The 24,516-nt window shown below is 71.0% G+C and carries 21 protein-coding genes; 14 read left to right on the top strand and 7 right to left on the bottom strand.

Annotated elements, in window-relative coordinates:
• The first annotated feature begins 90 nt into the window (after positions 1 to 90).
• The 3 genes from CF8_RS15830 to CF8_RS15820 are packed head-to-tail and all read left to right on the top strand — an operon-like array spanning position 91 to position 5,088.
• Entirely contained in the window at positions 91 to 1,593 is a 1,503-nt protein-coding gene (locus CF8_RS15830; RefSeq protein WP_010834115.1) for an MFS transporter, read from the top strand.
• A complete protein-coding gene (locus CF8_RS15825; protein WP_010834114.1) occupies positions 1,593 to 3,695 on the top strand; it encodes a molybdopterin oxidoreductase family protein in 2,103 nt (700 codons plus the stop codon). The genes CF8_RS15830 and CF8_RS15825 overlap by 1 nt, the downstream gene beginning before the upstream one ends.
• Positions 3,688 to 5,088, top strand: coding sequence for an FAD-dependent oxidoreductase (locus CF8_RS15820; RefSeq protein ID WP_036491231.1), 1,401 nt, complete (start codon positions 3,688 to 3,690; stop codon positions 5,086 to 5,088). The genes CF8_RS15825 and CF8_RS15820 overlap by 8 nt, the downstream gene beginning before the upstream one ends.
• Before the next feature lies 1 nt (position 5,089).
• Here the strand turns inward: CF8_RS15820 and soxR are convergent, their stop codons facing one another.
• Positions 5,090 to 5,566, bottom strand: a complete 477-nt coding sequence (gene soxR / locus CF8_RS15815; RefSeq protein WP_010834112.1) for a redox-sensitive transcriptional activator SoxR — start codon at positions 5,564 to 5,566, stop codon at positions 5,090 to 5,092.
• Positions 5,567 to 5,612: 46 nt separating this feature from the next.
• Between soxR and CF8_RS15810 the strand changes: the two genes are divergently transcribed.
• From CF8_RS15810 to CF8_RS15790, 5 genes are all read left to right on the top strand, one after another.
• Positions 5,613 to 6,296, top strand: coding sequence for an SDR family NAD(P)-dependent oxidoreductase (locus tag CF8_RS15810; RefSeq protein WP_010834111.1), 684 nt, complete (start codon positions 5,613 to 5,615; stop codon positions 6,294 to 6,296).
• On the top strand, positions 6,296 to 7,345 hold the full coding sequence (locus CF8_RS15805) for an S-adenosylmethionine:tRNA ribosyltransferase-isomerase (RefSeq protein WP_010834110.1): 1,050 nt from the start codon (positions 6,296 to 6,298) through the stop codon (positions 7,343 to 7,345). The genes CF8_RS15810 and CF8_RS15805 overlap by 1 nt, the downstream gene beginning before the upstream one ends.
• 76 nt (positions 7,346 to 7,421) lie before the next feature.
• Positions 7,422 to 10,043: a nitrite reductase large subunit NirB gene (gene nirB, locus CF8_RS15800; RefSeq protein WP_010834109.1), complete on the top strand. Its 2,622-nt coding sequence runs from the start codon at positions 7,422 to 7,424 to the stop codon at positions 10,041 to 10,043.
• The gene (nirD, locus tag CF8_RS15795) at positions 10,040 to 10,393 is read left to right on the top strand and encodes a nitrite reductase small subunit NirD (RefSeq protein WP_010834108.1); all 354 of its coding nucleotides are present in this window, start codon (positions 10,040 to 10,042) and stop codon (positions 10,391 to 10,393) included. Before nirB ends, nirD begins: the two co-directional genes overlap by 4 nt.
• A complete protein-coding gene (locus tag CF8_RS15790) occupies positions 10,390 to 11,517 on the top strand; it encodes a uroporphyrinogen-III synthase (RefSeq protein WP_010834107.1) in 1,128 nt (375 codons plus the stop codon). Before nirD ends, CF8_RS15790 begins: the two co-directional genes overlap by 4 nt.
• 128 nt (positions 11,518 to 11,645) lie before the next feature.
• Here the strand turns inward: CF8_RS15790 and ispF are convergent, their stop codons facing one another.
• Positions 11,646 to 12,125 (bottom strand): 2-C-methyl-D-erythritol 2,4-cyclodiphosphate synthase, encoded by a 480-nt coding sequence (gene ispF / locus CF8_RS15785; RefSeq protein ID WP_442937084.1) that lies wholly within the window; start codon positions 12,123 to 12,125, stop codon positions 11,646 to 11,648.
• Positions 12,126 to 12,162: 37 nt separating this feature from the next.
• On the opposite strand from ispF, the gene CF8_RS15780 reads away from it, so the two are divergent.
• Positions 12,163 to 13,680: a molybdopterin-dependent oxidoreductase gene (locus CF8_RS15780; protein WP_156887245.1), complete on the top strand. Its 1,518-nt coding sequence runs from the start codon at positions 12,163 to 12,165 to the stop codon at positions 13,678 to 13,680.
• Here the strand turns inward: CF8_RS15780 and CF8_RS15775 are convergent.
• Together CF8_RS15775 and CF8_RS15770 are read right to left on the bottom strand one after the other, a co-directional pair.
• Complete coding sequence (locus CF8_RS15775) at positions 13,677 to 14,513, bottom strand: patatin-like phospholipase family protein (protein ID WP_010834104.1); 837 nt, start codon at positions 14,511 to 14,513, stop codon at positions 13,677 to 13,679. The two genes, CF8_RS15780 and CF8_RS15775, sit on opposite strands and share 4 nt — an antisense overlap.
• Positions 14,514 to 14,526: 13 nt before the next feature.
• Positions 14,527 to 15,732 (bottom strand): peptidase C39 family protein, encoded by a 1,206-nt coding sequence (locus tag CF8_RS15770; RefSeq protein WP_010834103.1) that lies wholly within the window; start codon positions 15,730 to 15,732, stop codon positions 14,527 to 14,529.
• A 94-nt stretch (positions 15,733 to 15,826) separates the two neighbouring features.
• Here CF8_RS15770 and cysS point away from each other — a divergent pair, with 94 nt between their 5' ends.
• From cysS to CF8_RS15755, 3 genes are read left to right on the top strand one after another with little or no spacing between them, the layout of a single operon-like run.
• Complete coding sequence (cysS, locus tag CF8_RS15765; protein ID WP_010834102.1) at positions 15,827 to 17,242, top strand: cysteine--tRNA ligase; 1,416 nt, start codon at positions 15,827 to 15,829, stop codon at positions 17,240 to 17,242.
• Position 17,243: 1 nt separating this feature from the next.
• Positions 17,244 to 18,203 carry a 23S rRNA (guanosine(2251)-2'-O)-methyltransferase RlmB gene (gene rlmB, locus CF8_RS15760; RefSeq protein ID WP_010834101.1) on the top strand — a complete coding sequence of 320 codons (960 nt, stop codon included), beginning with the start codon at positions 17,244 to 17,246 and terminating at the stop codon, positions 18,201 to 18,203.
• A 37-nt stretch (positions 18,204 to 18,240) separates the two neighbouring features.
• Complete coding sequence (locus CF8_RS15755) at positions 18,241 to 19,707, top strand: metallophosphoesterase (protein ID WP_010834100.1); 1,467 nt, start codon at positions 18,241 to 18,243, stop codon at positions 19,705 to 19,707.
• A 4-nt stretch (positions 19,708 to 19,711) separates the two neighbouring features.
• Here CF8_RS15755 and CF8_RS15750 read toward each other — a convergent pair whose 3' ends face one another.
• Both CF8_RS15750 and CF8_RS15745 read right to left on the bottom strand, forming a co-directional pair.
• Positions 19,712 to 20,905, bottom strand: a complete 1,194-nt coding sequence (locus tag CF8_RS15750) for a GNAT family N-acetyltransferase (protein WP_010834099.1) — start codon at positions 20,903 to 20,905, stop codon at positions 19,712 to 19,714.
• A gap of 47 nt (positions 20,906 to 20,952) precedes the next feature.
• Positions 20,953 to 22,164, bottom strand: coding sequence for a DUF4032 domain-containing protein (locus CF8_RS15745; RefSeq protein ID WP_010834098.1), 1,212 nt, complete (start codon positions 22,162 to 22,164; stop codon positions 20,953 to 20,955).
• A 202-nt stretch (positions 22,165 to 22,366) separates the two neighbouring features.
• On the opposite strand from CF8_RS15745, the gene CF8_RS15740 reads away from it, so the two are divergent.
• Together CF8_RS15740 and CF8_RS15735 are read left to right on the top strand one after the other, a co-directional pair.
• A complete protein-coding gene (locus tag CF8_RS15740; RefSeq protein WP_010834097.1) occupies positions 22,367 to 22,936 on the top strand; it encodes a DUF6318 family protein in 570 nt (189 codons plus the stop codon).
• Between the two features lie 32 nt (positions 22,937 to 22,968).
• Positions 22,969 to 23,814, top strand: coding sequence for a hypothetical protein (locus CF8_RS15735; RefSeq protein WP_156887244.1), 846 nt, complete (start codon positions 22,969 to 22,971; stop codon positions 23,812 to 23,814).
• 80 nt (positions 23,815 to 23,894) lie between these two features.
• Here the strand turns inward: CF8_RS15735 and CF8_RS15730 are convergent.
• On the bottom strand, positions 23,895 to 24,516 hold a 622-nt coding region (locus tag CF8_RS15730; RefSeq protein ID WP_036491228.1), incomplete at its 5' end, for an HNH endonuclease signature motif containing protein.

Raw genomic sequence — 24,516 nt, 5'->3', positions numbered from 1 at the left:
CAGCGGGTCCGTGAGGGCGTGAGGACAAGTTGACTCCTGCGTGAAACAAACCGAAGCGAGCGCGAAACCTCGCCGACCTACGTTCCCGGCATGGACAACTACCGAGGCGGCGTGACCATCGACCACTGGACGCCCGAGGACGACGCGTTCTGGGAGTCGACCGGGAAGAAGGTCGCCAAGCGCAACCTGATCTGGTCGATCTTCTCCGAGCACCTCGGGTTCTCGGTGTGGCTGCTCTGGTCGGTGAGCGCGGCCCTGCTGCCGAAGGCGGGCTTCACGTTCACGGTCAGCCAGCTCTTCCTCCTCGTCGCGATCCCCAACCTCGTCGGCGCCCTGATCCGGCTGCCCTACACCTTCGCGGTGCCGAAGTTCGGCGGTCGCAACTGGACCATCGTCAGCGCCACGGCGCTGCTGGTCCCCACGCTGCTCTTCGCGTGGGCCGTGCAGCACCCGGAGACGCCCTACTGGGTGTTCTGCCTGATCGCCGCGACCGCGGGCCTGGGCGGCGGCAACTTCGCCAGCTCGATGGCCAACATCAACTTCTTCTACCCCACCAAGAAGAAGGGCATGGCGCTCGGGCTCAATGCTGCGGGCGGCAACCTCGGTGTCGCCGTCATCCAGCTCTTCTTGCCGATCGTCGTCGGCGGCGCGGGCATCTTCGGCCTGGTCAAGGCGAGCGAGGGCGGCTTCCACCTCGAGCGCGCTGGCTACCTCTACGCCGTCCTGGCCGTGGTCGCCGCGGTCGCCGCCTGGTTCTTCATGAACAACCTCTCCGGGGCCAAGTCGAGCCCGCGCGAGCAGCTGAAGGTCCTCTCCTACAAGCACACCTGGGTGATGTCGTTCCTCTACATCGGCACCTTCGGCTCGTTCATCGGCTACTCCGCCGCGATGCCGCTGCTGATCAAGCTCAACTTCTGGAACCAGCCGGTCCCGACCGTGCCGGGCATCGGCATCAACTTCGCCTACTACGCCTTCCTGGGCGCCCTCGTCGGCTCCGTCGCCCGTCCCTTCGGCGGCTGGCTCGCGGACAAGTACGGCGGAGCGCGGGTCACCCTCTGGACGTTCGTCGCGATGATCGCCGGCACGCTCGGCGTGATCTACACCTTGACGCTGCTCGTCGCCGTACCCACGAACACGGCCGGCGGCTCGGCGGCGTCCCCCTACAGCGACGAGGTCGTCGCGGCGGTCAACGCCAACTCCGAGCTCTTCCCGTGGTTCCTCGTGGCCTTCTTGTTCATCTTCGCCGCGTCCGGCATCGGCAACGGCTCGACCTACCGGATGATCCCGCTGATCCTGGCCATCGAGGCTCGACGCAAGGCGACCCCCGAGACAGCCGGCGCGGCGATGCTCAAGGCGACCAAGGAGTCCAGTGCGGTCATCGGCATCGCCGGTGCGGTGGGTGCGCTCGGCGGCTTCCTGATCCCGATGACCTTCGGCGCCCCGTGGATCGAGGACCCGGTCTCGGCGATCAAGGTCGCCTTCGGGGTGTTCGCGGGCTTCTACGTCATCTGCCTGGCCACGACCTGGTTCGTCTACGTCCGCACGACCAGCTTCGCCGGCCGGGCGCCGAGCCTTGCGGGAGCAAACGTCTGATGACGACCACCCACTGTCCCTACTGCTCGCTGCAGTGCGGGATGCGCGTCTCCCGACGCGGCCCGGCGGTCCCCGAGGTCAGTGAGTGGGAGGAGTTCCCGGTCAACCGGGGTGCGCTGTGCCGCAAGGGCTGGAGCGCCGCCGGCCTCTACGCCGGCCGGGAGCGGCTCACGACGCCGCTGCTGCGCGACCGGGCCACCGGTGAGTTCACGCCTGTCAGCTGGGACGAGGCGCTCGACACGATCGCCACCCGGCTGCTCGCACTGAAGGCGACGCACGGACCCGACACGGTTGGTGTCTTCGGGGGCGGTGGGCTGACCAACGAGAAGGCCTACCAGCTCGGCAGGTTCGCCCGGGTCGCGCTCGGCACCTCGCAGATCGACTACAACGGCCGCTGGTGCATGTCGTCGGCCGCCTCGGCCGGCACCCGGGCCTTCGGGCTGGACCGCGGCCTGCCCTTCCCGCTCGCCGACATCGAGGAGGCCGACGTCGTCGTGCTCGTCGGGTCGAACATGGCCGAGACGATGCCGCCGGCGGCGCGCCACCTCGACGCCGTCCGGGAGCGCGGGGGCAAGGTCGTGGTGATCGATCCGCGCCGTACGGCGACAGCAGACCGTGCCGACGTGTTCGTGCAGCCCGTCCCGGGCGGCGACCTGGCGCTGGCGCTCGGAGTCCTGCACCTGCTCGTCGCGGGCGGGCTGGTCGACGAGGACTACATCGCCGCCCGGACGAGCGGCTGGGAGGCGGTCCGTGACTCCGCGGGCGCGTGGTGGCCCGAGCGGGTCGAGCGCATGACGGGGGTCCAGGCGTCAGAAGTGCGCGCGCTGGCTGCGCTGCTGGGCGGGGCTTCTCGCGTCATGGTGCTCACCGCACGGGGTGCCGAGCAGCATGCGACCGGCTCCGACACGGTGCTGGCTTGGATCAACGTCGCCCTGGCGCTGGGGATGCCCGGCAAGCGCGGCGCGGGCTACGGCTGCCTGACCGGGCAGGGCAACGGGCAGGGCGGCCGCGAGCACGGGCAGAAGGCCGACCAGCTGCCCGGCTACCGGATGATCGACGACCCGGCCGCGCGCTCGCACGTCGCGGGCGTGTGGGGAGTCGCTCCCGATTCGCTGCCGGGGAAGGGGCGATCGGCGTACGAGCTGCTGGACGCGCTGGGCCAGGCTGACGGTCCGTCCGCGTTGCTGGTCTTCGGCTCCAACATCGTGGTGTCCGCGCCCAACGCGACGCACGTGACCTCCCGGCTCGAGGCGCTCGACCTGCTCGTCGTGGCCGACATCGTCCTGTCCGAGACCGCCGCCATCGCCGACGTCGTGCTGCCCGTGACGCAGTGGGCCGAGGAGACGGGCACGATGACCAACCTCGAGGGACGGGTGATCCTGCGGCAGCGAGCCGTCAGCCCGCCGTCGGGCGTGCGGTCCGACCTCGACGTGATCGCCGGGCTGGCGTCCCGGCTCGGCTCGCCGATCCCGTTCTCCGTCGAGCCCGAGGAGATCTTCTCCGAGCTCGGCCGCGCCTCGGCCGGCGGCAAGGCGGACTACGCCGGGATCACCTACGACCGGATCGTCACCGAGCACGGCGTCTTCTGGCCATGTCCGACCGTTTCTCATCCGGGGACACCACATATGTTCGTGGACTCCTTCGCCCACCCTGACGGGCTCGCTCGGTTTCTTGTCGTCGAGCACCGCGGCCCGGCCGAGGTGCCGGACGCCGACTATCCCGTGCATCTCACGACCGGTCGGGTGCTCGCGCAGTACCAGTCCGGAGCGCAGACTCGTCGGGTGCGCGATCTCCCCGACACCGGGCCCTTCGTCGAGCTGCACCCGATGCTGGCCGGACGCATCGGCGCCGTGGACGGGTCCTTGGTGAACGTCGCCACCCGGCGCGGGACGATGAGCGCCCCCGCGCGGGTGGTCACGACCATCCGGCCGGACACGATCTTCGTGCCGTTCCACTGGGTCGGTGCCAACCGGCTGACCAACGACGCCCTCGACCCGGCCTCGCGGATGCCGGAGTTCAAGGTGTGCGCAGCGACGGTCTCCTCGGCGTTCGAGCAGGTCGTCCCGCGACCGTCCCGAGAACCCGAGGTGCTGGATGTCTGAACGCCTCGTGGTCATCGGCGGCGGCATGGCCGCCGTCCGTCTCGTGGAGGAGCTCGTCTCCCGCTCCTACGCCGGATCGGTGACGGTGCTTGCGGACGAGCAGCATGCGCCGTACAACCGAATCCTGCTGTCGGCGGTGCTCGAGGGGACCCACAGCATCGACGCGATCACGCTGCGGCCTGCCTCGTGGTTCGCGGCGCAGGGCGTCGACCTGCGACTCGGCGCGCGGGTGCTCGAGATCGATCGTGGCGCCGGCGAGGTGATGCTGGTCGACGGGACGCGTCTCCCCTTCGACCGGCTGGTGCTCGCGACCGGATCGATCCCGACGCTGCCGCCGATCCGCGGGCTGGTCCGCTGGGACGGCTCGCTGCACCCGCGCGTGCACGCGTTCCGGTCGCTGGCCGACTGCCGTGGTCTCGACGACGCGGCCGTCGAGGGTGCGCGCGCCGTCGTCGTCGGCGGGGGACTGCTCGGACTCCAGGTCGCGCGGGCGCTGTCGATCCGCGGCCTGCACACCGAGATCGTCGAGGGTGCGGAGCACCTGCTCGCCTCCCAGCTCGGCGAGCCGGGCGGCCGGGTGCTCGCGCGCGACCTGCGTCGCCTCGGCACCGACGTCTACACCGGCGCACGCGCGATCAAGATGACGGAGGACGGCGTGCGCCTCGACAACGGCTACGAGCTGAGCGCCGACCTGGTCGTGCTGACCGCCGGCGGGCGGCCCTCGACGGCGCTGGCCCGGCGGGCGGAACTGATGGTGCGTCGCGGCGTCGTCGTCGACTCGTCGCTGCGCTCGATCACCGACGAGCGCATCCACGCGATCGGCGACTGCGCCGAGCACCGTCGTCGCGTCACCGGTTTCGTGCCGCCCGCCTGGGAGCAGGCGGGCGTGCTCGCCGACGTCCTCGCCGGGGGCACCATGCGCTACGACGGCTCGCGCAGCGTCGCCCGGCTGCGGGCCACCGACCTCGAGGTCGCCGTGCTGGGCGACCCGGAGCGGGCGGTCGGCGAGGTCGTCGAGATGACGAACCCGATCGCCGGCTCGCACCGACGACTCGTCGTCGAGGGCGGGGTGATCGTCGCCGCCGCGCTCGTCGGCGACCTGTCGCGGGTCGGGCTGATCACCCAGCTCTACGACCGCGGCACCGTGCTCGGGCCGGACGAACCGGGTCAGCTGCTCCTCGGCGAGCCCGCCTCGGCTCCGGTGGTGCTGCCCGACGAGGCCGAGGTCTGCGCCTGCGCGGGCGTGAGCGCCGGCGCGATCCGCGCCTGCTCGTCGTTCGAGTCCTGCCGCGAGACGACGCGCGCGACCACCGGCTGCGGCGGTTGCGAGTCGGTCGTACGGCGCCTGCTGGCCGAGGAAGCGCCTGCGCCCGTCGCCGTACCCTCCGGCTGAGTCAGCGCCGGGTGGGGTGCGGCTTGCGCAGCGAGTCGGGGAGGAGGCCTGCCCCGGGCGCGTTCTCGGAGCTGGCGACCCAGTCGCCGGGGTTGGAGAAGGCGCAGCGCTGGAGGCTCAGGCAGCCGCAGCCGATGCACGACTCGAGTCCGCCCTTGAGCCGCTGCAGGGCGGCGATCTGCTCGTCGAGGCGGGCACCCCAGTGCCGGGAGATCTTCTGCCAGTCGGCCTTGGTGGGCGTGCGGTTGGCAGGCAGCCGGGAGAGCTCCTCCTTGATCTCCTCGAGCGTCAGCCCGACGTTGGACGCGGCCCGGATGAAGGCCAGCCGGCGGAGCACGCTGCGCTCGAAGCGGCGCTGCCCGCCGCCCGAGCGCGTCGCCTCGATCAGGCCCTCGGACTCGTAGAAGCGCAGGGCCGAGGCAGCGAACCCGCTGCGCTCGACGATCTCGCCGATCGGCAGCTGATCGTGCTTGTCCATGATCTCCCCTTGAACTCAAGTTAACTTCAACTTGAATGATTGCCGCATGACCACGAACACACAAGCACGGGTGGCTCTCGTCACCGGAGGAACGGCGGGCCTGGGGCTCGCCCTGACCAGGGCGTTGGCAGCCGACGGCTGGCACGTCATCACCGACGGACGGCACGAGGGGAGGGTCAAGGAGGCGGACTTCCCCGCAGGTGTCACCGCGATCATCGGCGACATCACCGACGCCGACCACCGCTCGGCGCTCGTCAACGCGGTGTGGGAGCGAGGCCGCCTCGACCTGCTGGTCCACAACGCCAGCACCCTCGGGCCGCTGCCGATGCGCCCGCTGGCCGAGGTGGGCATCCCGGACCTGATGGAGGTCTGGCGCACCAACATCGGCGCACCGCTCGTCCTCACCGGCGAGCTGCTGCCGTGGCTGCGCCCCCAGGAGTCGGTCATCGTGTCCATCAGCTCCGATGCGGCCGTCAACCACTACGAGACCTGGGGCCTGTACGGCGCCAGCAAGGCTGCGCTCGACCACGTGACGCTCACCTTCGCGGCCGAGGTCGGCGTGACGGCCTTCGCCGTGGACCCCGGCGACATGCGCACCCAGATGCACCAGGACGCGTTCCCGGGCGAGGACATCTCGGACCGGCCGCTGCCGGAGTCGGTTGTGCCGAGGCTGCTCCGCCTCCTCGACCGGCGTCCCGCGTCCGGGCGCTACCGGGCGGAGGACTTCTGATGACCACGCTCAGCGAGGCGCCGGGAGTGCACTTCGAGGCGTCGGCATTCGCGCCGCGGCCCGCCGAGTGGCGGGGGCTGGCGCGGGACGAGGTGCGGCTGCTCGTGGGCACGCCGGACGGCATCAGCCATGCGAGGTTCCGTGACCTGCCCGAGCACCTGCGCGCCGGCGACGTGCTGGTCGTCAACAACTCAGCGACGGTCCCGGGTGAGCTCGACGCGACCCTGCACGACGAGCACGTGGTGCTGCACGTGGCGGCCCGGCTCGACGGGGGAGAGCGGGTGGTCGAGCTGCGCTCGGCTCCCGACGCGGCGCGGGCCGTGCTGGACGCGCAGCACGGTGACGTGGTGCGCCTCGGCGTCGCGCGTGTGACGCTGGTCGGACCTTGGCCGACCGAGCGGGGCTCCTCCCCGACGGGGCAGGGCAACCGGTTGTGGCGGGGCCGTGTGCGCGGTGACCTCGATGCAGCGCTGGCACGCGCGGGCCGGCCGATCGCCTACGGCTACCTCGACCGGCGCTATCCCCTGTCCGCCTACCAGACGGTCTTCGGCACGCGGCCCGGCAGCGTCGAGATGGCCTCGGCCGGGCGGCCCTTCACCGAGGCGCTGGTGACCGGGCTGGTCGCCCGCGGGGTGGCGTTCGCACCGGTCACCCTGCACACCGGCTTCTCCTCGCAGGAGGCCGGCGAGGCGCCCGGGCCGGAGTGGTTCGAGGTGCCGGAGCCGAGCGCCCGTGCGATCAACGCCGCGCGGGCCGGAGGCGGTCGGGTCATCGCGGTCGGCACCACGGCGACCCGGGCGCTCGAGTCGGCCGTGTGCGACGGCGCCGTCGTCGCCAACGCCGGCTGGACCGACCGCGTCGTCACGCCGGCCGCGCCGCCGGAGGTCGTCGACGGGTTGATCACCGGCTGGCACGACCCGCACGCCTCTCACCTCCTGCTGGTCGAGGCCGTGGCCGGACGAGCGCTCACGCAGGCGGCGTACGACCAAGCTGTCGCGAACGGCTACCTGTGGCACGAGTTCGGGGACTCAGCGCTGCTGCTGCCGTGAGCAACGTGAGTGAGGGTTTTCCTCCCCGAAACATGAGGAAACACCCGACACAACATGGGTTTCCTACCGTCAGGACATGACGCACCTGCGACCCACTCTCGTTGTTGTCGGCCACGGCATGGTCGGCCACCGCTTCGTCCAGGCCGCGATCGAGCGCGGGCTCACCGAGACCCACGACATCGTGGTCCTGGGCGAGGAGCCCCGCCCCGCCTACGACCGGGTCGCGCTGACGAGCTTCTTCGCCGCCGAGAGCGCCGACGAGCTCTCGCTGCTTCCCGAGGGGGAGTACGCCGACCCGCGCGTGCGCCTCGTCCTCGACGCCGCCGTCACGGCGATCGACCGGGTCGGTCGCACCGTCACCTACGTCTCCCCGGCACCGCGCTCGACCGACGAGCCCCTGACCAACCCGGGCGCCGTGCACACGATCTCCTACGACGGGCTCGTCCTGGCCACCGGCGCGGCGCCGTTCGTGCCGCCCGTGCCCGGCAAGGAGCTCGACAACGTCTTCGTCTACCGCACCATCGAGGACCTCGAGGCGATCCGCGAGGCGTCGAGGACCGCCACGGCCGGCGCGGTCATCGGCGGCGGTCTCCTGGGCCTCGAGGCGGCCAACGCGCTGCACCAGCTCGGCGTCCGGACCCACGTCGTCGAGATGGCGCCGCGACTGATGGCCGTCCAGGTCGATGCCGCCGGTGGTGCCACGCTGAAGCGCCACATCGAGCAGCTGGGGCTCGACGTCCACACCGGCGTGATGACCGAATTGATCGACGGCGACGACGACGGTGTCGTCAGCGGGCTCAAGTTCAAGGACGTCGAGGAGCCCCTGCCGGTCGAGATCGTCGTCTTCTCCGCCGGCATCCGCCCGCGTGACGCGCTGGCTCGCGAGTGCGACCTCGACGTCGCCGAGCGCGGCGGCGTCCTGGTCGACGAGCAGTGCCGCACCTCCGACCCCCGGATCTTCGCGATCGGCGAGTGCGCGGCGCCCGGCGGCACGATGTACGGCCTGGTCGCCCCCGGCTACGCCATGGCCGAGGTCGTCGTCGACGCCCTCCTCGAGGGCCCGGGCGCCTTCACCGGCGCCGACATGTCCACCAAGCTCAAGCTGCTCGGCGTCGATGTCGCCAGCTTCGGTGACGCCTTCGCCACCACCGAGGGCGCCCTCGAGCTGGTCTACTCCGACGCGGTCGCCGGGGTCTACAAGAAGCTCGTCATCAGCGACGACGGCACCCGCTTGCTGGGCGGGATCCTCGTCGGCGACGCATCGGCGTACGGCGTGCTCCGACCGCTCGTCGCGAGCGGGCTCGCGCTCCCGGCCAACCCGGAGGAGCTGATCCTGCCCGCGAGCCGCGGCGGCGTGAAGCTCGGCATGCCCGACGAGGCGCAGGTGTGCTCGTGCAACGACGTGACCAAGGGCCAGATCCTGCACGCGGTCACCGAGGACGGCTGCGAGAGCGTCGCGGACGTCAAGAAGTGCACCCGCGCCGGCAGCACCTGCGGCAGCTGCGTCAGCGTCGTCAAGAACATCATCGAGGAGCACTTCGAGAGCGTCGGCAAGGTGGTCGACAAGGGCCTGTGCGAGCACTTCCGGCTGAGCCGCCAGGAGCTGTTCGACGTCGTCGCGGTCCACGGCTACAAGCGCTTCGACGACATCGTCGAGGCCCACGGCACCGGCCGCGGCTGCGACATCTGCAAGCCGGCGATCGCCAGCATCCTGGCCAGCCAGTTCAACGGGCACGTGCTGGAGAAGGAGACCGCTCGGCTGCAGGACACCAACGACGCCTACCTCGCCAACATCCAGCGCAACGGCACCTACTCCGTCGTCCCGCGCATCCCCGGTGGGGAGATCACCCCCGACAAGCTGATCGTGATCGGCGAGGTCGCGCGCGACTTCAACCTCTACACGAAGATCACCGGCGGCCAGCGGATCGACCTGTTCGGTGCCCGGATGGAGGAGCTGCCCGCGATCTGGCGCCGGCTCGTCGACGCGGGCTTCGAGTCCGGCCACGCCTACGGCAAGTCGCTGCGGACGGTGAAGTCGTGCGTCGGGTCGACCTGGTGCCGCTTCGGTGTGCAGGACAGCGTCGGGCTCGCGATCGCGCTCGAGCTGCGCTACCGCGGGCTGCGCAGCCCCCACAAGCTCAAGGGCGGCGTGAGCGGGTGTGCCCGGGAGTGCGCCGAGGCGCGCGGCAAGGACTTCGGTGTGATCGCGACCGAGAAGGGGTGGAACCTCTACGTCGGCGGCAACGGCGGCGCCGTACCGGCCCACGCACAGCTGCTCGCGGGCGACATCGACACCGAGACGCTGATCTCCTACCTCGACCGCTTCCTCATGTACTACATCCGCACCGCCGACCGCCTGCAGCGCACGGCCGGCTGGATGGAGTCGCTCGACGGCGGGCTCGACCGGGTGCGCGAGGTCGTCGTGGACGACTCGCTCGGCCTCGGCGCCGAGCTGGAGGCCGAGATGGCGCGGCACGTCGGCGGCTACTTCGACGAGTGGAAGGCGACGCTGGAGGACCCCGAGAAGCTCGGTCGGTTCGTCTCGTTCGTCAACGCGCCCGACACCCCCGACCCGACGATCTCCTTCACCGAGGAGCGCGGCCAGATCCGCCCGGCGGACCCGGACGAGCCGGTGCTGCTCGCGTCGACGATCTCCGTCGGTGCTCCCGTCGAGACCACGGTCGGGGCCGTCCGATGACGCGCGGCGACCGCACCTGGGAGAAGGTGTGTTCCGTGGACGACCTGGAGATCGAACGCGGCGTCACGGCGCTGGTGCACGGCCAGGCCGTCGCGATCTTCCGCACCCACGACGGCGAGGTCTATGCCCTCGGCAACCACGACCCGTTCGCCAAGGCCTCGGTGCTGGCGCGCGGCATCGTCGGGACCCGGGCCGGGGTGCCCTTCGTCGCGAGTCCCATGCACAAGCACGCCTTCGACCTGCGGACCGGCGTGTGCCTCGACGACGAGCAGGCCAGCGTGCCCTGCTACGACGTCCTGGTCGAGGGCGGCTTCGTGCACGTCGGTGGACGGCGGCGTGCGGTCGCGTGAGCGAGCGGAACAAGCCTGACCTGCCGCTGGAGGGCTATCGGATCGGAGTGACCGCGGCCCGCAAGGTCGAGGACCAGATCGCCCTGCTCGAGCGGCGCGGGGCCAAGGTCGACTGGGCACCGGTCCTCTCCAGCGACCCCAACCGGGTCGACGACGCCGAGCTGCGCGCGGCGACCGAGGCGCTGCTGACCGAGCCGATCGACATCTTCGTCGCCACCACCGGCATCGGCATGAAGACCTGGTTCGAGGCCGCCGAGCAGTGGGGCCTGCACGACGAGCTCGTCACCGCGATCGGTGCCGCCGAGGTGCTCGCGCGCGGCCCCAAGAGCGTCGGCGCACTGCGCCGCCGGGGGATCCGCGAGCTGTGGGCCCCGGACTCGGAGTGCTTCGAGGACGTGCTCGCGCACCTGCGCGGTCGCGACCTCGAGGGGCGACGCATCGTCGTGCAGGAGCACGGCCAGTCGCTGTCGATGGTCGCGCACGCCCTGCAGCGCCAGGGCGCCCGCGTGGACGTCGTGACGGTCTATCGCGTCATGAGCGCCGAGGACCCCGAGCCGATGTTCCGGATGGTCGACCTGATCGCCGAGCGCAAGCTCGACGCGGTCACCTTCACGTCCGCTCCCGCCGTCGCGTCGCTGATGGCGGTCGCCGGTGTCACCGGCCGCCGCGACGACGTCGTCGCGGCCTTCCAGGCCGACGTCATCGCGACCTGCGTCGGCCCCGTGACGGCGGCCGCCTTCGAGATGTGGGGCGTGCCGACGATCATGCCCGAGCGCTCCCGGCTGGCCGCGATGATCAAGCTGCTCGAGACCGAGCTGCCCTCACGCCGCGACGGGTTGTCGATCGAGGTCGCCGACCACGTGCTGCTGATGCACGGCGACATGGTTCTCCTCGACGGTGTCGAGATCAGGCTCTCGCCCGCGCCGCTTGCCGTGCTGCAGGCCCTCGTCGTCAACCCGGGCCACGTCGTGTCCCGCAGCGACCTGCTCGCCGCCCTGCCGAGCGGCACCGCTGTCTCCGAGCACGCCGTCGAGATGGCCGTCGCCCGTCTGCGCGCTGCGCTGGGCACCACGGTCGTCCAGACCGTGGTCAAGCGCGGCTACCGGCTCGCCGTCGCGACCTGAGTCGGCGTCGGACCCACCTCAGCGTTCGCCAACTGCAGGCAGTTCAGGGCGGAGCGTGGCACCGCGAGCGTGGATCAGGTCGGGAGCCCGGCCAACTGCCTGCAGTTGGGTGCTTCGCCGTACGACGATCAGCCGGCCGGCGCCACGAGGGCGGTCGCGATCGCGGCGACGCCCTCGCCGCGACCGGTGAGGCCGAGCCCGTCGGTGGTGGTCGCACTCACCGACACGGGGGCACCGAGCGCGGCGGAGAGAGCGGCTTCGGCCTCGGTACGGCGAGGGCCGAGCCGCGGGGCGTTGCCGATCACCTGGACGGCGACGTTGCCGATCTCGAAGCCCGCAGCGCGGACCCGGCGGGCCGACTCGGCGAGGAGGGCGGTGCCGGAGGCGCCCGCCCACTCGGGTTCGCTGGTGCCGAAGTGTGAGCCGAGGTCACCGATGCCGGCGGCGGAGAACAGCGCGTCGCAGGCGGCATGGGCGGCGACGTCGGCGTCGGAGTGACCCTCGAGCCCCCGCGGCTCGTCGGGCCACGCCAGCCCGGCGAGGTGCATCGGCACGCCCTCGACGAGGCGGTGGACGTCCGTGCCGATGCCGATGCGGGGAAGGCTCACGCGCAGATCATGCCCGGTCATCGGCCATGATGGACAGGTGGATGACAATCGGGGTCGCTGGGCAGCGGCCGGAGTCGTGACGATGTTCGTGGGACTCGCCACGAGCTATGCCACGGCGATGGCCCTCACGATCCGGGAGTCGCCGGTAGTGGCGGTCGCCGAGCTGATCATCCGCCTCACGCCGGGCGCGATCGCCGAGTGGCTGATCAGCATCGTCGGTCAGCTCGACAAGCCGCTGCTGATCATCGGCATCGTGGCTTTCCTGGTCGCGATGGGTGCGCTGGCGGGCTCGCTCGCGCGCCACAGCGTGCTCAAGCCGGTGCTCGTGTGGGTCGTCCTGGCCCTCATCGGCGGTGCCGCGGTGATGGTCCAGCCCGGAGCCAGCGTGGTCGACGTGCTGCCCGTCCTGGTGGGCTTCGTGACCTGGCTCGTCGTCCTGTCGGCGCTGTCCAAGCCGCTCGTCACCGAGCGCGACCACCCCGAGCTCGAGTCGCGCGAGCGGCGGGTCTTCTTGATGGTCGCGGGCGTCTTCGGGCTCGCCGCGGTCGGCATCGCCGGGGCCGGGCGGGTCGTGGGTCGCGGGCGTCGGCACGTCGCGGAGAGCCGTCGGCTGCTGCGCCTCGAGGGCGTCACGCGTCCGCTCGCGCCGACCGACACCACCATCGGGCTGCCGGGGATCGCGCCGTGGCAGACCCCCAACGACGACTTCTACCTCATCCACACGGCGATCTCGGTGCCGACGATCGAGCCGAAGGACTGGACGCTGCGCATCCACGGGCTGGTCGACCGCGAGCTCGTCCTGACCTACAACGACCTGGTCGCGCGCCAGCTCACCGAGTCGTGGATGACCCTCAACTGCGTGAGCAACGAGGTCGGCGGCGACCTGGTCGGCAACGCCTGGTGGAGCGGCATCCGCATCGCCGATCTCCTCGAGGAGGTCGGTCTCGATCCCTCGGCCGACTGCATCCTGCAGACCTCGGAGGACGGCTGGAACTGCGCGACCCCGCTGTCCGCCCTCATCGACGACCGCGACGCGATGCTGGCCGTCGCGATGAACGGCAAGCCGCTGCCGATCGAGCACGGCTTCCCGGTGCGCACGATCGTGCCCGGCCTCTACGGCTACGTCTCGGCCACCAAGTGGGTCGTCGACTACGAGGTCACCCGCTTCGCCGACGTCTCGGCGTTCTGGACCGACCGGGGCTGGTCGGAGGAGGGTCCGGTCAAGATGGCGTCGCGCATCGACGTACCCCGCTCCGGCGACGACGTCGCCGTCGGTGACGTCAACGTCGGTGGCCTCGCGTGGGCCCAGCACACCGGCATCGACACGGTGGAGCTCTCGGTCGACGGTGGCGAGTGGCAGCCGGCCCAGCTGGCGCAGACCCCGTCGGAGGACACCTGGGTGCAGTGGGCGCTCACGGTCTCCCTGGACGAGGGCGAGCACGAGCTCCGGGTGCGCGCCACGGACAACGACGGGCTGGAGCAGACGGGTGTGCGGCGCGACGTGCTGCCCGACGGCGCCACCGGCTGGCACACCATCCAGGTCAGGGCGACCTAGGAACCAGCCGTCCAGACGTGGCGCACCTCGTCGACGAGGTCGGCCGACTGGCGCAGCCCCGCCCGCGCCGCATCGGCGCGCTTGGCGGGGTCGAGCAGGTTCTTGCCGAAGGCCGCCAGGGCCTCGGGGTCGGGGGTGATGACGCTCCACTCGCGCGGTGCGACCTTCTCCAGCTGGGCCCGGATCGAGGTCTTCTTGCTGAGCGCCTGCGGCAGCGGGGCGAGCACGACGACCCGCTCGGCCCCGGTCGCGAGGTCGACGTTGGCGGTCGAGCGCATGCCACCGTCGATGTAGTGACGGCCGTTGATCGCGACCGGCGGCCAGACGGTGGGTACGGCGCAGCTCGCCGCGACAGCGCTGACGACGTCGACACCGCTCTCGCGCGTGAACACCGTGAACTCGCCGGTCTCGACCTCGACGGTCGCGATCCGGAGGTCGCGCTCGGGCCAGTCCTCGCTCGTGATCCGGGAGCGGATGATGCCTTCGCGATCGATGCTGCCGGGCTGGTGCGACTTCAGCGCCAGCTTGCCGACCCGGGCCAGCTTGGTGCGGCCGTCACCGGGCAGGACGTAGGGCGGCACCATCTTCAGCAGGGCCAGGCGCGACAGGCGCCCGCCCAGCTCGGCGTCGGGCGGGGCGAGCTGTTGCTCGTAGAGGTCGGCGATCGCCGTACCGCTCGTGATCTGCACGCCCACCACCGAACCGGCCGACGTGCCGATGACGCGGTCCGCGCCGGTCAGGTCGATCCCTGCCTCCGCGAGCCCGGCCAGGATGCCCAGCTCCCACGCGATGCCAGTGATGCCGCCGCCACCCAGGACCAACGCAGTCGTCATGCGTTCAACCTAGTCAGCGGTTGATGACGTAGACGACGCCTCCGCTGGCGTTGATCCAGATGTCCTCGAACTCGTCGCGGTCGTAGACACGGCGTACGGCGCTGTTGCTCGCGCCCGCCGGGTCGTTGACGACGACGTCGCCATCGGCCTCGAACCCGACGATCACCATCAGGTGACCGTTGCTGGCCGAGATCGGGGCGCCGGTGAGCTGGTTGCGCCCGAAGGCGACCGACGCGACCAGGGGGACGCCGGCGAGGATGAAGTCCTCCGCGGCGCGCAGGTCGCGCAGGCGGGTGACGTAGGAGTCGCCGGCGGTCAGGGTGCTGGCGTAGGCGGTGTTGAAGGCCCAGTTGCCGGTGCCGTCGTAGGCGTGGTCGAAGACCAGGCGCGCGGTGTGGTCGACCTGCGGGTCGGCGTGGCCGGCCGTGATGACCGGGAACGGACCCGGTTGGAGGCCGTAGTAGGCCAGCACCATCGCGGTCGAGGTCGGCGAGCACCAGGCCTCGCCGCCGCCACCCCACTGCGGGTAGTGGCCCGAGTGCGTCATCTGGGAGAACGTCGGCACGTCGAGGACGGTCCCGGCCGCCGGGCCCGGAGCCGACGTCGGGGCGCTGCCCCGGGGCACGAGCGCGCTGGCCATCGCGCCGACGCGATCGAGGCGCACGAGCGGCTTGCTGGTGGCGTTGCGGTAGAGCCTGACCCGGACCTGCCACTGGGTGATCGCGGTCGCGGCCTGCCAGGTGTCGACGCTGACCCGCCCGAGGTCGTCGGCCTGGCTGCCGAGGGAGCGGCGCCGCAGGGCGGGGTTGTCCAGCGTCCACTCGGCCATGGAGTCCCAGCTGGAGACGGTGCCGTCGGCGGCCTGGCCGCGGACCTGCACCTTCACCACCGAGTCGCCCTCGGTCACGGCCTCCCAGCTCGGGATCAGCTGGGTCAGGCCGAAGCCGGGAGCCGCCCACGGGGAGGTCCAGGTGCCGACCTGGTAGGCGCGGCCGCCGAGCTTCCCGGTGCGCGGCTTCTTCACGACGAGGGAGCCGGCCCGGACGCGGAGGCCCTTGAGCTCCCCGGCGCGCCACTGGGCGCCCGTGGACCACGAGGTGTTCGCGATGCTGGAGGAGGCGCGGCGTGCCTGGGGGTCGCCGGCGTGCGCCGGACCGACGGCCGCGAGCGAACCGGCGAGCAGGACGAGGACGGGGGCGAGAGCGCTGCGACGTACCACCCGGAGACGGTAACCCGCCGACGTCACTTCTGTCCCATGAGTCACACGCCCCGGGGAATCAGGCCAGAGGGGCGTGCGCCCCTAGACTTGGCGGGTGACCCTGCGCCTCCATGACACTGCGACCCGCGAAGTTCGTGACTTCGTTCCCCTCGAGGAGGGGAAGGCGGGCATCTACGTCTGTGGACTCACCGTGCAGTCGGAGCCGCACGTCGGGCACGTGCGATCGGCGGTCAACTTCGACGTGCTGCGGCGCTGGCTGACGGCGAACGGCTACGACGTGCACTTCATCCGCAACGTCACCGACATCGACGACAAGATCCTCGCCAAGGCCGCCGAGCAGGGCCGCCCCTGGTACAACCTCGCCTTCGCGATGCACGCCGAGCTGACCACCGCGCTGGCCTCGATCAACGTGCTGCCGCCGACCTACGAGCCCGGCGCGACCGGCACGGTCCCGGAGATGATCGAGCTCATCTCGATCCTGATCGAGCGTGGCCACGCCTATCCCGCGGCGGACGGTTCGGGCGACGTCTACTTCGACGTGCGCTCCTGGCCGTCGTACGGCGAGCTGACCCGGCAAGGCATCGACGACATGGAACCGGCGACCGACGCCGACCCGCGCGGCAAGCGCGACCCCCGCGACTTCGCGCTGTGGAAGGGCTACAAGCCCTCCGAGCCGGAGTCCGCGGCGTGGCCCAGCCCGTGGGGCAAGGGCCGTCCCGGCTGGCACATCGAGTGCTCGGCGATGGCGAGCAAGTACCTCGGCCCCGCCTTCGACATCCACGGTGGCGGCGTCGACTTGCGCTTCCCGCACCACGAGAACGAGCAGGCCCAGTCGCGCGCCGCGGGACTGCCGTTCGCGTCCTACTGGCTGCACAACGCCTGGATCACCACCGCCGGCGAGAAGATGAGCAAGTCGCTCGGCAACTCGCTGCTCGTGCCCGAGGTGCTCAAGCGCGTGCGCGGCATCGAGCTGCGCTTCTACATGGTCTCCGCCCATTACCGCTCCCACGTCGAGTTCAGCTTCGAGGCGCTCGACGAGGCGGCAGTCGGGTTCCGGCGGATCGAGAACTTCCTCGAGCGAGCAGCAGCGTCCCTCGGCGGCGAGATGCCGACCGGCGGCATGCTGTGCTCGGAGTTCATCGAGGCGATGGACGACGACCTCGGCACCCCCGCCGCCGTCGCCGCCATCCACGACGTCGTCCGCGAGGGCAACAAGCTGCTCACCGAGGGCGGTGACGCCGACGCCCTGCGCGGCAACGCCGCCTCCGTGCGCGCCATGCTCGACGTGCTCGGCCTCGACCCGGCCGACCCGGGCTGGATGACCACGGGTGGCGCCGACGACGAGAAGCTGCGCGGCGCCGTCGACGTACTCATCACCGCACTGCTCGAAGACCGCGCCACCGCGCGGGCCGACAAGGACTGGGCCCGGGCGGACGCGATCCGCGACCGCATCAAGGCGGCCGGCATCGAGATCGAAGACACGCCCTCAGGGCCGAAGTGGAGCATTTGAAATGGCTGGTAATTCTCAGCGCAAGGGTTCGGTCCGCAAGGGCGGCAAGGGCGCGACCGTCGGTTCCGGCGGACAGGTCCGTCGCGGCCTCGAGGGCAAGGGCCCGACGCCCCCTGCCAAGGACCGGCCCTACCACAAGGCCCACAAGTCGGCGAAGCGCGCCGAGCGGGTGGAGACGGTGCGCCCGAAGCGCCGCATGACCAAGTCGACCGACGCCGAGTGGGTGGCCGGTCGCAACTCCGTCGTCGAGGTCCTCACGGCCGGCATCCCCGTGACGGCTGTGTACGTCGCCGAGGGAGCCGAGCGCGACGGGCGACTGCGCGACGCGTTCAAGATGGCGGCTGAGCACGGCTACCCGCTGCTCGAGGTCACCCGCGCCGAGCTCGACCGGATGACCGCGGGCGCCGTGCACCAGGGCCTCGCGGCCCGGCTGCCGTCCTACGAGTACGCCCACGCCGACGACCTGCTCCAGCGGGCCGCCGACGCCGGTGAGAAGGCGCTGATCGTCGCACTCGACTCGGTCACCGACCCCCGCAACCTGGGTGCCGTCGTGCGCTCGGCGTCCGGCTTCGGCGCGCACGGCGTGCTGATCCCCGAGCGTCGCGCCGCGGGCATGACCGCCGCCGCGTGGAAGTCCAGCGCCGGCGCCGCCGCCCGCATCCCGATCGCGCAGACGGTCAACCTCGTGCGTCAGCTCAAGGCCCTCCAAGAAGCCGGGTGCATGGTCGTCGGGCTCGCTGCCGACGGCGAGATCTCGCTCCCGGAGCTGGTCGCTGCCGACGGCCTGGCCACCGGACCGCTGGTCGTCGTGGTCGGCTCCGAGGGCAAGGGGCTGGGCCGGCTCGTGTCGGAGACGTGCGACGCGCTCGTCTCGATCCCCATGGCCAACCAGCTCGAGTCGCTCAATGCCGGAGTCGCGGCGTCGGTGACCCTGTATGCGATTGCGCAGGCCCGGAGCTAGCACGCGGCGGGTCCTGACCGGGCTCGTCCTCACGGCGGTGTGCCTCACCGTCGGGGTCTCGTCCGGGCTGGCGTTCTTCCTCGGGGACAGCCGCACGGTCGTCGTGGCGAGCCACGACGCGGTGGTGACCCCGACCTTCGACGGCAAGGTCTCGCTGCGGACGGGCCCGCTGCTGCCCGACGTCCGGCGAGCCTCGGGCGGTCCGGTCGGGGTCGACCTGGTGCTGGGCAAGACCCAGACGGAGTCGGTCGAGGAGCTCTTCGCGCGCTACGCCTTCATCGCCAGCGAGCCCGACTCGCAGGTCGCCAAGGTCAGCGACGCGGTCCGCGACATGGCCTCCTCGGCCGCCCTGCGCGGGCTCGCGCTCGGCCTGGTGCCGCTCGCGACCTGGTGGCTGCTCGGCCCGCACCGGCGCGGCCAGCTCTTCCGCGGAGTGCGGACCCGGAAGGGAGTCCTCGGCGGCGTACTCCTGCTGACCGTGCCGTTGTTCCTCTGGCAGCCCTGGGCCTCCGACGAGGACACCCAGGAGGCGCAAGGGGAGTGGGAGCCGCTCGAGACCTTCATGGCCGGCTTCCCCGTGCCGGAGGAGGCGGCGGGCATCGAGATCCGCAACAGCCCGACCACGGTGCAGACGCAGCGGCTGATCCAGAGCGCCGTCGACACCTATGACAAGAGCAAGGAGTTCTACGACGCGGCGGCCGAGGAGGCCGAGTCGCTCGAGCTGAACGAGCCGGACGACGACGAGACCGTGGCCCTGGTCGTGAGCGACCGGCACGACAACATCGGCATGGACCGCGTCGCGCGCGCCATCGGCGACCAGGCGGGCGCGAGCGTCGTGCTCGACGCCGGGGACGACACCTCGACCGGCCAGCCGTGGGAGGCCTTCAGCCTTGACTCGCTCGACCGGACCTTCGACGACCTCGACCGCTTCGCCGTGGCGGGCAACCACGACAACGGCCCGTTCGTGACCGACTACCTCGACGACCTCGGCTGGACGATGCTCGAGGAAGCGCCGGTGGAGGCGCCCTGGGGCGGGCTGCTGCTCGGCGTCGACGACCCGCGGTCGAGCGGGCTGGGCAACTGGCGCGACGAGACCGGCCTGAGCTTCACCGAGGTCGGCGAGCGGCTCGCCGACGCGGCGTGCGACCAGGACGGCGAACGGATCTCGACGCTGCTGGTCCATGACGCCAACCTCGGCCGCGAGGCGCTGACGCGCGGCTGCGTCGACCTCGTCGTGGGTGGGCACACGCACGTGCAGGACGGCCCGACCGAGGTCCTCGGCGAGAACGGCCGCAACGGCTACCGGATCACCAACGGCACGACCGGCGGGGCGGCCTACGCCATCGCGATCGGCAGCAAGCCGCGCCGCGACGCCGACGTCACGCTCGTGACCTACCGCGACGGCCGCCCGGTGGGCACGCAGTGGGTGCGGCTGCGTACCGACGGCGTGTTCGTGATCGGGCCGTATGCCGAGCTGGGGCTGGATGAGCCCGACGAGGAGTAGAGGTCTAGAAGTAGTCGCGGATGTGCAGCTGGCGGCCGTCGAGGAGCGCGTCGAGGGCGCGGTCCTGCCCCGGGTCTCCGGTCAGGAGGCCGGCCATCCGCAGGTCGGCACAGGTCGCCGTACCGGCATAGAAGAGGGCCAGTCCGCGCGGCGCGAACGTCGGGCCGCCGGGGGAGCCGGGGGTGCAGGTCGTGACGGCGTCGTCGACGGTCAGGGTCCAGTCGCCGTTGGTCGATCCCAGGAGGTCGCCGGCGACGGAGAAGCGGATCGGCTCGGCCGCTGAGCAGATCGCGGGCAGTCCCGAGAAGGCGCCGGGGACGTCGTGGACGCGGAGCATGTAGGGGTGGCTGTGCACGACCGGCCAGTCGGCGAAGGGCAGCACCAGACGCGCGGCGTCGCGGCCGGAGGTGAGCAGCCGGACGTGGCCGGTGACGGTGGCGAAGGAGGCGAACATCCGCCACAGCGCCAGTGTCGCGTCGCGGGTGAGCGCGACCAGGTCGGCGATCTCGAGGGTCGCCGAGGAGTCGTAGCCGCTGCCGCGGTTCCAGGTCGCGTAGCCGACGACCTCGCCGTCCGCCTCGGCGAGCGTGACGCCGGTGAAGGCGCCGATGACCGCCTCCGCGGCGGCGGGGAAGGACGCCCCCGCCCGGGTCAGCGGACCGTTCTGGGCCGCTGCCCAGGTCGCGTAGACCCGCCGTACGGCATCGAAGTCGTCGGCCGTGGCCCCCCGGGTCGTCGTGGACCCGGGCCGGGGCACGGCGGCGAGCCGGGAGGTCGCGATCTCGACGGTGTCGTAGGAGGAGACCAGCTCGTAGCCGTAGCGGCGGTAGATCCCCGGTGCGGTCGGGAACAGCGTGGAGATGACCTCGCCGCGCTCGCGCAGGCCCTCCTCGAGGACAGCGGCCATCAGGTCGTCGAGCAGGCCCGCACCGCGGTGCTCGGCCGACACCGTCACGCTGGCGATGCCGTTGGTCGGGACCTGCCGGCCGTGGAACCACGAGTGGAACTCGCGCCCGGTCACCTTGGCCGCCAGGACGTCGCCGTCGAAGGTCCCCCAGTTGTGGCGACCGGGCGGCGGGTAGTCGGCAGGGTCGGGCGGCGTGAAGTCCGCCGGAAAGTCGCCGAACGCCTCCCTGCCCAGGGCCAGGCTCTGGGGCAGGTCGTCCGCGACGAGGGGCCGGGGAGTGGAGCGCGTCATGGCTGGGAGCGTAGGCGGTGGAACCCTGTGGTGGCGCTCGCGCGCTGCTACTCGTCGGTCGCGGCGATGATCTCGTCGGGCTTGCTCGTGAGGACCGTGTCGATGTAGTCGCGCGCGGTCTCGAAGATGCCGACCTCCTCGCCTGCCTGCTCGGAGAGGTACCAACGGTGCACGAGGACCTCGTGGAAGACCTCGGCCGGTTCGAGCTTGCCGCGGGCGTCGGGTGGGATCATCGCCATGATCGGCTCGTAGACCTCGGTCAGCCACTTGTTGGCGACCAGGTGCCTGTCCTCGCGGCCGAGGTCGAAGTGCGCCGTGTACGCCGCCAGGTCGTTCAGCAACCGTCTGGCCTGTGCATCCTCGACGGTCATGCCGGTGAGCGCCTGCAGCTCGCGGCGGTGGTGCCCGAGCTCGACGACCTTCGGCTGGATGCGGATCTGGTCGCCGTCGAAGTCGGTGACGATGTCGAGCTCGTCGACGTCGAAGCCGAGGTCGTTGAGGCGTTCGATCCGGCTCTCGATGCGCCACATCTCGCTCGCGCTGAACTCCTCCACGTCCGTGAGCTCGGCCCACAGGGCGGCGTACTGCTCACGCAACCGGGTGATGACGGCGAACCCGTCGACCTCGGTGCCGACGGCGCCGCTGGCCTGCAGGTCCATCAGCTCGGCGAAGATGTTCTCGCAGCCGAGGGTGACGTCGTGCTCGCGCATGCGCTCGCCGACCTCGTCGTGGAGCTCGCCGGTCTCGGCATCGACGAGGTAGGCCGAGAAGCCGCCGGCACTGCGGCGGAAGAGCACGTTGGACAGCGACACGTCGCCCCAGAAGAAGCCGGCCAGGTGCAGCCGCACGAGCAGCACGACGATCGCGTCGACCAAGCTCGGCAGGTTGTCCGCGGTCATGCCGTGGGCGAAGAGGCTTCGGTAGGGGAGCGAGAAGCGGAGGTGCTCGGTGATCAGGGTCGCCGGGAGCTCCTGGCCCTGCTGGTCGACCCGGCCGGCGACCACCCCCTGCGGCACGACGGCGGGCAGGCCCTCGCGCTGGAGGTCGCGCAGCAGGCGGTACTCACGGAACGCGATGTCCTCCTGCGTCTCCTTGATCGCATACGTCCGGTCCTTCAGGCGCACGATCCGCACCACGTGGCGCGAGAGGCCGCGCGGCAGCGGGACGACGTGGTCGTCGGTCCACTCCTCGAGCGGGGTCGACCACGGGAGCGTGATGATCGCGGGGTCGGGCCGACTCGCGACGATGCGCAGGGCCATGGGCGCGAACCTACTCGCATCGCCCGCTCGCTGGCACGTGACAGTGCTGGATCACCCGCACCTGCGGGGGGACGATCCAGCACCGTTTCCTGGGTGTGCCGTTGTCCACAGGGCGACGTCGGGCGTTGGCGACGGGCAGATCGTCCGCCTACGCTTCGAGCGGCGGGTTCATCGGGGGCCGCCGTCTCGGAAGGATCCGCTCGTGCTCGTACGTCGCCTGCTCGCCGCCACCGTCGTGGTGCCGCTCCTCCTCGTCGCCGGGTGCAGCGACGAGGAGCCGGAGCCGGTCATGCCCACCACGTCCTCGCCGACGACGTCGCCGTCCTCGACGCCCACCGTCGATCCGCTCGCGATCCCGGCGGAGGCGAAGGAGCCGACGAAGGCCGGCGCGGAGGCGTTGGTGCGGCATTACTTCGACATGTTCAACCACCTGTGGGCCACGGGAGATTCGGCGCCGGTTCGCAAGCTCTACGGGGAACGCTGCGACCTGTGCGAGATCCCCATTGGTGTGATCGAGCTCGCGCAGTCCAATGGCCACACCTATGCGGGCTCACAGAGTGTCAGTGACCTGACTGTTGAGTTGATCGGGCAGACCGGCGGGGTTGAAACGGCTGTGGCGTTCGTGTCTGTCAGTCAAACGAAGATTGTGGAGCGTGACGCCCGAGGGAAGGTCGTGAATCGCTACCCCGCCGATGCCCGGCATCCATTCGAATACAACCTGGCCTTCCAGGGCGGTCAGTGGGAGATCCTCAGTGGCGAGGATGCGAAGTGATGGGGCGCGTGGTGGGAGCGACGCTTGCTCTAGTGACGTTCCTGATCTTGGCCGCATGTCCGCCCGCGTTTGCAGGGAATATTGCCCAGTGCCAAGACGGCACCCCTGTTGAGGTGGAGACGTCGGCCGGCGGCAGTTTTGCGGCCGCCGTCGCGGTGGCCTGCAAAGGACACGATGGCGACGAAGAGCTCGAGGACGAGGATGGATCGTCCGTGGACCCCGTCAGCACCGAAACACAAGGGCACTGGCAATGGGCCGGTTACGTGTGTGACAACGGAGGAATCTGCAACAGTCGTCTCCTCTGCCCGGACGGCTCGCCCAAAATGAAGTTCGTCTACGTCTACGCCGACGGGTCGTTGGGCGACACACGGCAGGCCTGCCCCGGCGACGCCGATATCCCCACGGTGCCGGAAGTAACTCCGCCCAGCCCCGGCCAGATCTTCAAGGCCTTCAAGAGCGTCGTGCCGCCGTCGGCCGAGCTCTCCGTCCAGCCGCCCGGTGGCCAGACGCTGGTCAACTTCGACACGATCTTCTCCACGAAGGCGGATCCGTTCACCACTGGCGAGATCGCCCTGGTGCCCGGGTTCAAGGTCGTCTTCGAGGTCTTCCCGACGGCCTTCACCTGGAAGTTCGGAGACGGGCAGGAACTGAAGACCGACTGGGCAGGCAAGCCGTGGACCGAGGGAGTCGACGTCTCCACGTTGATCACCCACGCCTACACGTCGAAGAAGGACGTCAAGGCATCTGTCTCGATCACCTGGGGTGCCAAGGCCAGTCTGAACGGCGGTGAACCCGTCCCGGTCGACGGCACGGTGAGCGTGGCCTCGGCCATGGTGCCGCTCGAGGTCCTCGAAGCGGTACCCCAGTTGGTCGAGTAGTGCCCCCGGACGTGCCTGTGACCCCGCATGGTCTCGGTGGTTGACGCTGTCGAGACCCTGCGGGGTGTGGGGCGGTGTGGTCAGTGGTCGGGCGGGTGTCCGTTGGGGTCGATGGGGCGTGAGCCGGTGTGGTCGCGGAGGTAGGTGTGGCCGTGGGGGCTGGTCCAGACGAACACGCCTGGTTCGGTCATGGCGTAGGACCAGCGGCCCTTGGTCTTGAGGCGGTGGTGTCGCCGGCAGAGCGCGGCGAGGTTGTCGGTGGACGTGGTGCCACCACGATCAGGTGCTCCGTGGTCATAAGCGATGACGTGGTCGAGGTCGCAGCGTCTGGCGTTGCGTCCGCACCACGGGAACACGCAGGTCCGGTCGCGGGCGATGACGTGGTCACGGATCCGGTCGGTCGGGGCGTAGCCGGTGGTCTCGAGCCGCTGTCGGAGGTCGATCACCGGCCGCACCGTGACCTGGACGTCGGGGCGGCCGCACCAGTCCCGGATCTGCTCGGCGGTGAGCACGCGGTGGCCGGCCTGCTCCAGCTGGCCGGTCAGGCACTGGCCTTCACCCAGGTGCCGCTGCAGGATCGCGTCGGTTGAGAGGTGGGCGTGCAGCACGATCTGCGTGGTCGCAGGCTGCCGCGTGGGCCTGGAGTCTGTCTTGTCCTGGTCGTCGTCGAACCCGAAGGCGAGCTGTTGGCGGGCGAGGTCG

Source organism: Nocardioides sp. CF8, from assembly GCF_000389985.1.
Taxonomy (GTDB): domain Bacteria; phylum Actinomycetota; class Actinomycetes; order Propionibacteriales; family Nocardioidaceae; genus Nocardioides; species Nocardioides allogilvus.
The sequence above is the reverse complement of the archived record's forward strand: the minus strand, read 5'-3'. Positions and strand labels throughout refer to the sequence as shown.

What these genes read in the sequence shown, in the direction of transcription:
- CF8_RS15830 (WP_010834115.1), top strand. Translation starts at nt 91, where the DNA reads ATGGACAACTACCGAGGCGGCGTGACCATCGACCACTGGACGCCCGAG.
- CF8_RS15825 (WP_010834114.1), top strand. Translation starts at nt 1,593, where the DNA reads ATGACGACCACCCACTGTCCCTACTGCTCGCTGCAGTGCGGGATGCGC.
- CF8_RS15820 (WP_036491231.1), top strand. Translation starts at nt 3,688, where the DNA reads ATGTCTGAACGCCTCGTGGTCATCGGCGGCGGCATGGCCGCCGTCCGT.
- soxR (WP_010834112.1), bottom strand. Translation starts at nt 5,566, where the DNA reads ATGGACAAGCACGATCAGCTGCCGATCGGCGAGATCGTCGAGCGCAGC.
- CF8_RS15810 (WP_010834111.1), top strand. Translation starts at nt 5,613, where the DNA reads ATGACCACGAACACACAAGCACGGGTGGCTCTCGTCACCGGAGGAACG.
- CF8_RS15805 (WP_010834110.1), top strand. Translation starts at nt 6,296, where the DNA reads ATGACCACGCTCAGCGAGGCGCCGGGAGTGCACTTCGAGGCGTCGGCA.
- nirB (WP_010834109.1), top strand. Translation starts at nt 7,422, where the DNA reads ATGACGCACCTGCGACCCACTCTCGTTGTTGTCGGCCACGGCATGGTC.
- nirD (WP_010834108.1), top strand. Translation starts at nt 10,040, where the DNA reads ATGACGCGCGGCGACCGCACCTGGGAGAAGGTGTGTTCCGTGGACGAC.
- CF8_RS15775 (WP_010834104.1), bottom strand. Translation starts at nt 14,513, where the DNA reads ATGACGACTGCGTTGGTCCTGGGTGGCGGCGGCATCACTGGCATCGCG.
- rlmB (WP_010834101.1), top strand. Translation starts at nt 17,244, where the DNA reads ATGGCTGGTAATTCTCAGCGCAAGGGTTCGGTCCGCAAGGGCGGCAAG.
- CF8_RS15750 (WP_010834099.1), bottom strand. Translation starts at nt 20,905, where the DNA reads ATGACGCGCTCCACTCCCCGGCCCCTCGTCGCGGACGACCTGCCCCAG.
- CF8_RS15745 (WP_010834098.1), bottom strand. Translation starts at nt 22,164, where the DNA reads ATGGCCCTGCGCATCGTCGCGAGTCGGCCCGACCCCGCGATCATCACG.